The organism is Yersinia sp. 22-579, assembly GCF_030433455.1.
Lineage (GTDB): Bacteria > Pseudomonadota > Gammaproteobacteria > Enterobacterales > Enterobacteriaceae > Yersinia > Yersinia enterocolitica.
This window is the reverse complement of sequence record NZ_JAUJTZ010000015.1, coordinates 112,871-124,303: the sequence shown is the minus strand read 5'-3', so window position 1 is coordinate 124,303 and position 11,433 is coordinate 112,871. Positions and strand designations below refer to the sequence as shown.

Sequence of the window (11,433 nt, the reverse complement as noted above, 5' to 3'; positions counted from 1 at the left end):
TGTGCGTTGGCTGCTTTCGTTCACCCGAATCATTGACTGGCGTCAACTCATCGGGACTCTCTCGTTTGCCGCCTTCCTGCAACTCGAATTATTTAGGGTATATTTCGATTAATAGCAACATTCATTAAAGTCGGGCCATCGCTCCACCATTAGCAAAATAAGCTTTGATACCGGCAAATATGGATTCGGCCACTTGCTGCTGAAAATGGCTGGTTCGTAACTTTCGCTCTTCTTCCAAATTGCTGATAAACGCCGTCTCAACCAAAATTGATGGAATGTCAGGTGCTTTCAATACAGCAAAGCCCGCTTGATCGACACGATTCTTGTGCAGCTTATTAATTTTCCCCATGCGGTTGAGCACTTCTTTACCAAATTTCAGGCTGTCATTAATCGTCGCGGTTTGCAGCAAATCAATCATGGTATGGTCAAGATAGCGATCACCACTTTTGCTAACCCCGCCAATCTGGTCGGCCTCATTCTGTGTTTGCGCTAAAAAACGCGCAGCAGTACTGGTTGCGCCTTTAGTCGATAACGCAAAGACGGAGGAACCTCTGGCTGCCTGACTGGTAAAGGCATCGGCATGAATCGAAATGAATAAATCCGCACGCAGCTTACGGGCTTTCGCCACCCGGACTTTTAATGGAATAAAGACATCTTCATTACGCGTCATAAATACCCGCATATTCGATTCTTTCTTAATCAGTGCCTGCAACCGACGGGCAATTTGCAACACAATGTCTTTCTCACGGGTCTTATTTCGCCCAATCGCTCCTGGGTCTTCCCCACCGTGCCCTGGGTCTAGCATGATAACAATTGGCCTATCGCGCCCTGCTTTACCCGCTTTGGGTGCCTCAGCAGGTAAAGTGCGTTCCACATTGCCTTTATTATAGTCTTCCAATAATGCCAGTAACGGATCATCTTCAGCCGAAGTTTTACCTTCTTGTGGATAGAGATCCACTACCAGGCGATTTTTGAACTCGGCAAAAGGTTTAAGAGTAAACAGCTGCGGGCTAATGCTTTGCTTCAGCTCCAAAACCAGCCGAACAGTGTTTTTATCAAACTGCCCAACCCGTGCCTGCTTAAGGTAAGGGTCACCGGACTGAACTTGCTTAGTCATCTCTTTCAAAGCGCTATTGAGATGCACGCCTTCAATATCAACCACGATCCGATCCGGATTAGTCAGCGCAAATTGACGATATTTAAGCGGTGTATTGGATTCCAAGGTGACGCGAGTATACGTTGAAGAGGGCCAAATCCTGACGGCAATAATATGGGAAGAAGCAGCAAATCCAACCCGGCTGACACTCAGTAGCCAGGTCGCGGCAGCACCTTGTAGTAGACGCCGACGCCCAGAATTATGATTTGAATCTGCCATGTAACTCCAAAGTAACTACCAAAATATGAATAAAAACCGAACAAAAAAAATTCATGAGGAAAAACTTTAACGAATCGATCCCACGCTGTCATCAGAAAAACATTTTTATGTTATTCAATTTATTAATACACATACGCCATACATATGCATTTAATAGCAATTTCGTGCTTGCCATCTTGGTCAAAAAAGAATAAAAATACAAAAATACCGAATAAAAATTCAAAGAGGGTCTGCCGTGAAGGAACGTAGTACTGAACTGGTCCAGGGATTTCGCCACTCAGTTCCCTATATCAATGCTCACCGCGGCAAGACATTTGTTGTCATGCTGGGTGGCGAGGCGATTGAGCATGAAAACTTTTCTAGTATCGTTAACGATATAGGCTTGTTGCATAGCCTTGGGATCAGGCTGGTTGTGGTCTATGGCGCTCGTCCACAAATTGACAGCAATCTGGCACAGCATCACTACGAACCTGTTTATCACAAGCATACCCGAGTCACTGATGCCAGGACGTTGGAAATGGTCAAACAGGCGGCGGGTTTATTGCAGTTGGATATCACTGCAAGATTATCGATGAGTTTGAATAATACTCCGCTCCAGGGAGCGCACATCAATGTGGTCAGCGGTAACTTTATTATTGCTCAGCCGTTGGGTGTGGATGATGGTGTTGATTATTGCCATAGCGGCCGTATTCGCCGGATCGATGAAGAAGCGATTCATCGCCAGTTGGACAATGGCGCTATTGTGTTGCTGGGGCCAGTGGCTGTATCCGTAACCGGCGAGAGCTTTAATCTGACCTCGGAAGAAGTTGCAACTCAACTAGCTATCAAACTGAAAGCTGAAAAAATGATCGGCTTCTGTTCATCACAAGGGGTAACAGATAGCGAAGGCAATATTATTTCAGAACTGTTCCCTAATGATGCTCAAAAACGGATTGAAGACCTGGAGCAGGAGGGTGATTACAACTCGGGAACAGTACGTTTTCTGCGTGGGGCCGTGAAAGCGTGCCGCAGCGGTGTGCGCCGGAGCCATTTACTGAGTTATCAGGAAGATGGCGCTCTGGTACAAGAACTGTTCTCTCGTGATGGTATCGGTACACAGATTGTCATGGAAAGTGCAGAACAAGTTCGTCGCGCGACCATTAATGATATTGGCGGCATATTAGAGTTGATTCGCCCACTGGAGCAGCAAGGCATTTTAGTACGCCGTTCACGCGAGCAGCTTGAGATGGAAATAGACAAATTCACCATTATCGAACGAGATAATCTGACTATTGCCTGCGCCGCACTTTATCCTTTCCCCGAGGAGCAAATCGGTGAAATGGCCTGTGTCGCGGTACATCCGGATTATCGCAGTTCTTCCCGTGGTGAAATGCTGTTAAAACGGGTAGCGAATCAGGCACGGCAGATGGGGCTTAAAAAGCTGTTTGTGTTAACCACCCGCAGTATCCACTGGTTCCAGGAGCGCGGTTTTACTCCCGCAGAGGTTGAAGTGTTACCTATTCAGAAGCAGGAGCTGTATAACTATCAGCGCCGCTCAAAGATTTTACTGGCAGATTTGTAATCTGAAGGGGTATTCGCCCCTTCGATATTTTCACTTCAATTGATTCAAACGCTCCACCAACCCGCTCACGCGAAGTGTAGGGGTACGTATCGCATGACTTAATACTGTATCGCTGCAATACAGAGTCAAACGCTGGCGTGCGCGGGTAATCGCGGTATAGACCAATTCTCGAGTTAACACTGGCATGAACGTATTGGGTAGAACCAATGCAGTATGCTCAAACTCCGACCCTTGAGATTTATGTACGGTCATAGCATAAGCAGTTTCATGGCTGGGAAGACGACTCGGCTGCACCGATTTGATATTGCCGTCAGGTAATTGGAAATGCACCCGCAGCTCCCCTTCAGGATCAGGCAAAGCAATACCAATATCGCCGTTGAATAAACCGAGAGTACTGTCATTAAGCCCTATCATCACCGGCCTGCCAACATACCAACGGCCCGATGGCCCCGGCGTTCGCTCTATCAATCGTTTGCGATGCAATAGTTGTTCGATCCGCTCGTTTAAGCCACTGACACCAAATGGCCCAGCGCGTAATGCACATAACAGTTGATAGCGGCCAAATGCAGCAAGTACATCCACCGCATCAGCACCTGCAGCTGCCAGTTCAAGATAGTGCTGATAACCAGCAGCACAGTCCTCCAGCAATACCTGATAATCATCGGGATCTGTCAGAGAAAAGCGCTCGATATCCGAATATGTACCATTAAAAACGGTTAATGCATCACGATATCTCCCGGCATTAACCGCTAAAGCAAGTTGTCCAATACCGGACTTTTCATCGAAGCGGTAACTTTTGCGCAGCAAACACAAACTATCACGGACATTGACGGCATCTGCCTCCACCTCACCAATCGGGATGTTTCCCACTAATATGCATCCCGTTAAGCGAGCTAACTGTTTAGCTCTAGGCTCGCTGTAACCCAACTCAGCAAAGCGGCATATATCACCCAGTACTGCACCCGCCTCTACCGAAGCCAATTGGTCACGGTCACCGAGAAAAATCACCTGAGCTTTAGTGGGTAATGCTGCAATGAGCCGCGCCATCATGGGCAAATCCACCATTGATGCTTCATCAACCACCAGCACATCAAGGTTTAGCGGGTTACCACGGTGATACCGTAAGCGCTGGCTATTAGGTTGTGCACCCAATAAACGGTGCAATGTGGATGCTTGATCTGGAAATAGCTTGCGTTCATCGTCAGTTAGTGAGAGCTGGCGAATGGCGTTCCCCAGCGATTCAGTCAGCCGTGCGGCAGCTTTACCGGTTGGAGCGGCAAGTTGGATACGTAAACGTTGCCCTTGACTCAGTTGTATCAATGCGGTCAATAACTTGGCTACCGTCGTTGTTTTCCCCGTCCCTGGACCACCGGAAATCACGGAAATACGGCGGGTAGCCGCTACCGCAGCGGCGACTTTTTGCCAGTCGACCTCATTTTCTGCCGGCCCAAATAGGCGATCAAGCGTATCTCTTAATAATATTTCGTTGACGTCTCTGGTTCCGCTGCCGTCACTGGTTTTGTTGATAAGCGACGCCATATTGTCACTGGCAATAAAGCGCACTACATCACCTTCGTATTGCCACATCCGTTGTAAATACAAACGGTCATTTTGCAACACTAAGGGGGTTGGTTGTGAACCATCACTGACTGCCGGGGAGCTATTGAGTTTTTGTATCCAATGTAATTGATCTGGCATACCAACAGCCTGCCACAGTGCTTGTGATAGCGCTGGCTGTCGGCCACCAAACAGCTGATCTGGCTGCAAATAACTCAATGGTAGACACACGTGCCCAGCACCAGCTTCAGTACTGAGAACAGCGGCTGCCAGTTGCAACATGGGATCATCATCACCGGCTATCATCCGCGAGAACTGAACATCCAGTGGCCGTAGTAAGTGGTCACGAACCGCTTGCTCCAGTAACGTCATCATATCGATGTGCCCTCACCGGTTATCGCCATACCACTGTTGTCACTAATATGCGGCCCTACTTCACGACCACTGAATAAACAGTCCATTCTCTCAATGAGTTCTCGTTCAGGGCGGCAGCTAAAAATGCCGTTCCCCGGATGTTGTTTATCAACACCACGCAGGAAGAGATAAATGACACCACCAAAGTCGCGCTGATAGTCATAATGACCCAATCGATGACGCAAATAGCGGTGTAATGCCAGAGTATAAAGCTGATATTGCAAGTCATAACGATGCTCAGCCATGGCTTGGGCCATCGCATCGTGGGTATAGGCACTGCTGTCCTCACCCAACCAGTTGGATTTGTAATCCAGTAAGTAATATTTGCCTTGCCAGCAGAAAACCAGATCAATAAACCCTTTCAGCATTCCTCTGACTTGCTGAAAATCCAACACCGGGCACTGGCGAGAGAGTGGGTCATAGTGCTTGATTAAGGTATCTAGCTCACGCGCTTGCAGTAAAGTGTCTATCGGCAAATAAAATTGCAACTCGGCTTGCTTGCTCTGTGGTGTCAATTGCGCCAATGTCACACCGGTTTCATTTAGAGGGGTTTGTACAATGTCAGTTAGCCACTGACACAGCATGGATGACCACTGTTCACCAAAACCTTGTTGCTGTAACTGATCTGTCAGCCAGTCTTGTTCAATCGGCTGGCTGAAATCCAGAGGTTCAAGTAAATCATGCAAGAAAGTACCGGGTGCCGCACCTCGGGGGAAAGTATGAGGGGTTAACTGAGGCTCAGTTATTAATACCTGCTCGCCAACAGCGTCAGTATCCAACCGTGGTAATAACTCCTGTAATGGCACACTCAGCGCCTGTGAGGCTACGCTTTTACTCGAACCATGCTGTTGTAGGCCGGAATAGCTGGTGACCCGCCAAAAATCGTGTACTTGGCGACTAAACTGTCGAGCAGCAAGGGCTGGCAACTCATCCTGCTGCGGCAGCCAAGGTGTCTCATCCAGTTGCCCGGCTTGTGAAACAGAAATCTCTCCATCTGCCAGCGCCGCTAACTGTGCCAGTTTATCAGCAAGATACTGCGCATCTCCCGCCTGACCTTGTTGCACCAGATAGCCTAACGCGCTGAGATGCATATCACTTTCACCCTGTTTTTTTCGCCCCCCTTTAATCAACGGGGCAATACCTATGCTGCAATGATAAACCGCACGGGTGAGTGCTACGTATAATAACCGTAAGTCCTCAGCCAGACGTTCTTCCTCCGCCAAAGCCTGGCTTTCTTCATCAGCATTCAGATCAAGTAATGCTTCAAAGCTGTGGCGATCATGATAGAGCACGTCTTGCTGCTGGCGGAAATTGCCCACAAAAGGTAGCCAAACCAGCGGGTATTCCAATCCTTTGGATTTATGGATAGTAATGACTTGCACCAAATGTCGATCACTTTCCAAACGAAGTTGTTGGTTATCAGACTGATGATTCGGTTGTGCTATTTGTTGCGCCAGCCAACGGATGAGTGCGTGCTCACTATCAAGCTGTGATGCTGCTTCTTGCAATAATTCGCCCAAATGCAGCAAATCTGTTAGCCGCCGTTCACCGCCCTGAGTTGCCAGCAAATTCTCAGCTAAATGGCGCTGAGCCATAATCTCCCGCAGCATCGGGAGCACCCCACGGCGCTGCCAATGTTGGCGATAACCATCGAACTCATCAACCAAAGCATCCCAAGCTCGCTCATCGTGATTCAACTCATCCAACATTCGCGCATCCAGCCCCAAGATGCCGGTCGCCATAGCGCTGCGTAATGCCCGCTCCTGCTCGGGAGCCAAAACAGCCTGCAATAGCCACAGCAGATCTTTGGCCTCAGCAGTATCAAATACGCTATCACGGTTGGAGAGATACACGGATGGGATTGCCAATGCACTCAGGGCATCGCGCACCAATGCCGCCTCTGCCCGGCTACGCACCAATATGGTGATATCTGACGCCTTAACCGGCCTTGAACTTGTGGCTGTCACTAATTGTGCCAAACCTTTTTGCCCAGCAGTAAGCCAGTCTCGGATTTGAGCGGCACATTGCCGTGCCATTAATTGTTGGTACTCACTAACCCCAACACCGTCCCCGGACTGCAACCAGAAAGACATAGCTGGCTGTTTTTTCCCTTTTATTTCAAATGATAATTGCTTATTTTTTTGCGCAGGCACCACATTTATAAAGGGAATTTGTTTAAACAAAAAAGGAACATCGACCAGACTAAAAAGCCGGTTAACTGATTGCACCATTGGGAAGGATGAGCGCCAGTTAGTCTCTAATGTGTAGTGGGCACTTACTTCTGAGCGAGCACGAATATAAGTAAAAATGTCGGCACCACGAAAAGCATAAATAGCCTGTTTAGGGTCACCAATCAGTAATAGGCCGCACTCTTCTTGCCCACCATAAAGTGTGTGGAAAATTCGGTATTGTTGCGGGTCGGTATCTTGAAACTCATCAATCATTGCTACGGGATAACGAGTGCGAATGGATTGAGCCAACAATTCTCCACCAGCTTGTTGCAATGCCGCATCCAGTTTACTGAGCAGATCATCAAACCCCAGCTCTGCCCTCTGGCGTTTTTCTTGCTGCACAGAGATTCGTATCTCGCTGATAGCTCGGGCTAAAATCAGATCTCTGAGTGTCAGAGGTTGTTCGAATATACGGTCTATAGCATGGAAGACATCGTGCTGAGGAGCCTCACCCTTTTTGGTTTTTTCAAATAGTACTGATTGGCGGAATTTCTCTAACTCTTTGGGCAACTGATAATCGCCGGTTTCCTGCTCAGCCCAGCTACCGACTTTTTCCAACCAGCTAGGTAAATATCGAGCACTGTAGCTGCGTTTATCAACACCAGAACTACTAATCAGCGCCTCTAACTCTGGAGCAGCTGCGCGCCATTGCGCCTTAACTGCATCAATTTGTACCACTATCTGCTGATGTCGACTGAGTATCGTTTCATCATCACCAGGCGCTTGCCGAAATTTTGGCGTTTCACCTTGTAAGTAAGCAGAAAGATCTTTAAGTAATGCCTCTGGCCCACTCCACTCCTGGCTAACCGCTCTGGCAATAGTCAACGGGAGCGGATAGCAATGACGCCGCCAGAAATCGGCGCAAGCTTGCCTGCGTAATGGCAGCTCATCTTGCACCAAGGTATGTTCGAATAAGATGCCCGATTCAAAGGCATTGTTAGCCAGCATTCGCTGACAAAAACCGTGAATAGTATAAATTGCCGCTTCATCCATCTGGCGCTCAGCTGCCAGTAATTGCGCTGCGGCCTCACTCAAATCAATGATTTCAGCTAACAAAGCCTGATGCATTGGATCATCACTGACTCCCCGTACGCAGGCGATACGTAACTCATGAATATTGTCACGAATTCGCCCCCTCAACTCCTCAGTTGCTGCTTCGGTAAAGGTCACCACCAGGATTTCCTCGACCATTAAGGGGCGACGAAACGCTGCTTCCCCGCCTAAGCCAAGCAACAATCTGAGATAAAGAACCCCAATGGTAAAAGTCTTACCTGTACCGGCGGAAGCTTCAATTAGCCTCTCGCCATACAAGGGGAGCGTTAGCGGTTCCAGCCGCTGGGGAGTCATTGATGTCATGGAGCCAATACCTTCTGCGGTAAGGTTGCTTGCAAGGCTGACGTTGTTGGATAGGTCGTCCATCCTGTAAGCACCGCATACCCACCCGCGGTTTGCCCCTGACCTTTAACCTGAGAAAGCAGTGCCAAGCCTTGTGGTTTGATAACCGCTTGCTGGAAGAAATCTGCCAATGCCGTGTTCGTCAGCAGCTTCACCTGAGCGATCATTTTCTCACGGCTATCAAAGGCAAAATTATTGCGATTAAAATCATTGCTATATCGGCTAGCTTCTTCATCCAGCGTTTGTGGGCGTTGCAGTAATTGGTTGATTAACGCTTGTTTATATTGTTCAAAATCAGCCGGTTTCATTTCCCGCAGCCGCTTCTCAGCTTGTGGGTAGAACGCAAGATAGCGCTGATAAAGATAATCAGGCTGCTTGCTATTACTTTGCAGTAAGAAACCTAAGCCCCATTGACGCCCAACTGACATTGGGAAGGCAAATACCGCGTAGCCGAGTTGTTCTGCGGTGCGTAGTTGATCATAGAACCACGGCTGTACAATTTGCCCCAACAAGGCACTGTAAGCCATACCCTCAATTTCGGTATAACCCGTCGGCACATAGACGGCGGCCAGCGCTGCGTCAGAGCTGCTACCTAGCCGTTCCATATTGGCAAGTTGGGCTTTATCAACAATGACATCCTCACCAGTCCACCAGGTTGTTCCAGTCAAACTGAGTTGTTTTTTCAATGACTCGGCCAGAGATGTCACCTGCTCGGCAGTCATATTGCCTACCGCTAAGACTTCTACCGCAGACTGCTTGAGCAGGTCATCGCGATAAGTCACAACATCTTGCACGCTGATGCTGTCCAGCAATTTACGTCGCTCGCTACGTTCTGAATAAGGGACATGAGACAGTAACTTCGCTGGCTGAATAGCCAATTCATAAGCTTTCCCCTTCTCAGCGACTTCCAATTGCTCACGATACCAAGACTTAGCTTGTGCCAATCTCTCTTTTGTTGGCGTGAAACTGGAATAACCTTCAACCAAAGAAGTCAGCAACTGCGGCATCCGCTGAGTGAAGCCATTAGCACTGACATACAAGCCATTATTCGGCGATGTTGAGAAGCTGATCCCACCGATTGAGGCCTGATAACTCAGCTCATCCAGTGACAGCCCAGCCAGATAGTCAGTCAAAGCAAAAAGAACCTGATGACGGGCGGTGTCCAGAGCATGTGGATTACGGAAAGCAACGGAGATATCGGCTTTCGGTTCGTCAGCAAAATACTGACTTGGCATATAGAACACCCGCAGCCCTGGTTGTTCAGCCACTTTCTGTGGTCGGGTGATATTTTTATCAGCTTTGATTAAAGAGAAGTTATCCGGAATATAGGGGTTAAGTGCCGGTAAACTCAGCGTGATATCTTTCCCCAACTTCTGCCATTCTTGCATCTCTTGCGGGCTGATTTTGTTGACCTGATAAGGAGCATCAACAAAATAAGCGACTTTGTTATGAGGTTCTTCCGGGCTGACAAACCAGATACGGGCATTTTCCGGTGTCATTTCAGCCAGTCGCGCAGCAATGGCTTTTGGATCATACTTGTCAGCCAGATAAGGGGCATCAAGCACATGCTCAACAGGCACCCGCAGCATCATATCCACCAGCCACTCGATGTAATCCATATCCCGCGTGATTGAGGGATAGCGGAAATCCAGATTTAATACATGGGCGATTTCATCAAAATAACTCTTTTTAATGCCATCTTTGTGCAGCATGTTGATGTAATCAAAAATGGCCGCTACCACGACATCCCGATTAGCCAGGCCTTTATCGGTAAGGGATACTGAAATAGAGAATACGCCGCCATTTCTGTCTACCATCGGGTCAGCACCTGCATTGATTGCATCAGCCAACCCTTGTTTTTGTAACCAGTCAGACAAGGTATCTTTGCTACGATTACCTATTAAGTAACTGATATAGGTATCTGTTTTACTGCGAAATTCTGCACTGTTATTTTCAATGCGGAATTCGACTTTCAACTGTTTACGCGGTTGAGCTGGTACATAATGAATAATAATACCGGTTTGGTCCGCGGTGACTGCAGGTACTGTAATCGGTGGTACTTTTGCATCCCGATTCGGAATTCGACCAAAGGTATCAGCGGCTAGTTGTGCTAATTGCTCCAAAGATTGATTACTATACAGTACCCCCACCATCAGATTGGCCGAGTAATACCGATGATAGAAGCTCAGAAGCTCATCATGCAATTTACCATCGGGTTTGTCTTTAAGTGTGTCCAGATTGCCACCGGAGAAACGCGCGCTGGGGTGAGCTGGATTAAGTGTTTCCGCATTCACCTGCGCCATCCGCATTCCATCGCGTGAGCGTGCCATCGTCAATTCTGCATTCACCGCATTGCGTTCACGATCGGCATTAATGGGGTCTAACAGCGGCTCTGCAATAGCATCAGCCAAGCGGTCAACCGCCGGGGCTAATGCATCATTTTCAATTTCAAGATAATAAGCGGTTCGATAAGAAGCCGTACTCGCATTGTGGCTACCACCATGCTTTTTCAAGAATTCAGAAAAACTACCTGGCTCTGGAAAACGCTTAGACCCCATCAGTAACATATGTTCTAAATAATGGGCTAATCCCAGTTGGTTATTAGGATCTTCCAGTGATCCAACAGGCAATGCCAGAGCAGCTAAAGACTTAGGCGCTTGTTCATCAGAGACCAACAACACCGTCATACCATTAGGCAATTTTATTGCCTGATATTTACGCAGGTCATGTTCACTTTTGTGAATGACTTCTGCCAGTGGTTGCCATGCAGGAGCGTCAGCCCAACTCAATGGGGCCAGCAAACCTAATAAGAAAAATATGCCAATGATGCGGGCAAACTGTTTATGCATTCCGTTTCTCCCCTAACCCCTTTAAAATTGCCGCTAAAACATATATCCGGC

Annotated in this window: 5 protein-coding genes; 1 reads left to right on the top strand and 4 read right to left on the bottom strand. The window is 48.0% G+C overall.

From position 1 onward, the window contains the following. Positions 1 to 124: 124 nt before the first annotated feature. The gene (gene amiC / locus QSV56_RS17640) at positions 125 to 1,375 is read right to left on the bottom strand and encodes an N-acetylmuramoyl-L-alanine amidase AmiC (RefSeq protein ID WP_005173271.1); all 1,251 of its coding nucleotides are present in this window, start codon (positions 1,373 to 1,375) and stop codon (positions 125 to 127) included. 235 nt (positions 1,376 to 1,610) lie between these two features. Here amiC and argA point away from each other — a divergent pair, with 235 nt between their 5' ends. After that, complete coding sequence (gene argA / locus QSV56_RS17635; protein WP_019078920.1) at positions 1,611 to 2,936, top strand: amino-acid N-acetyltransferase; 1,326 nt, start codon at positions 1,611 to 1,613, stop codon at positions 2,934 to 2,936. 30 nt (positions 2,937 to 2,966) lie between these two features. Here argA and recD read toward each other — a convergent pair whose 3' ends face one another. The 3 genes from recD to ptrA are packed head-to-tail and all read right to left on the bottom strand — an operon-like array spanning position 2,967 to position 11,382. Further along, a complete protein-coding gene (gene recD / locus QSV56_RS17630; protein WP_050298790.1) occupies positions 2,967 to 4,868 on the bottom strand; it encodes an exodeoxyribonuclease V subunit alpha in 1,902 nt (633 codons plus the stop codon). Next, positions 4,865 to 8,494, bottom strand: coding sequence for an exodeoxyribonuclease V subunit beta (gene recB / locus QSV56_RS17625; RefSeq protein ID WP_050163188.1), 3,630 nt, complete (start codon positions 8,492 to 8,494; stop codon positions 4,865 to 4,867). Before recB ends, recD begins: the two co-directional genes overlap by 4 nt. After that, positions 8,491 to 11,382, bottom strand: a complete 2,892-nt coding sequence (gene ptrA / locus QSV56_RS17620) for a pitrilysin (protein ID WP_046694626.1) — start codon at positions 11,380 to 11,382, stop codon at positions 8,491 to 8,493. The genes recB and ptrA overlap by 4 nt, the downstream gene beginning before the upstream one ends. Between the last annotated feature and the right edge of the window lie 51 nt (positions 11,383 to 11,433).

Excerpts from the sequence above, each read along its gene's own strand:
- amiC (WP_005173271.1), bottom strand. The coding sequence starts at position 1,375 with ATGGCAGATTCAAATCATAATTCTGGGCGTCGGCGTCTACTACAAGGT.
- recD (WP_050298790.1), bottom strand. The coding sequence starts at position 4,868 with ATGATGACGTTACTGGAGCAAGCGGTTCGTGACCACTTACTACGGCCA.
- recB (WP_050163188.1), bottom strand. The coding sequence starts at position 8,494 with ATGACATCAATGACTCCCCAGCGGCTGGAACCGCTAACGCTCCCCTTG.
- ptrA (WP_046694626.1), bottom strand. The coding sequence starts at position 11,382 with ATGCATAAACAGTTTGCCCGCATCATTGGCATATTTTTCTTATTAGGT.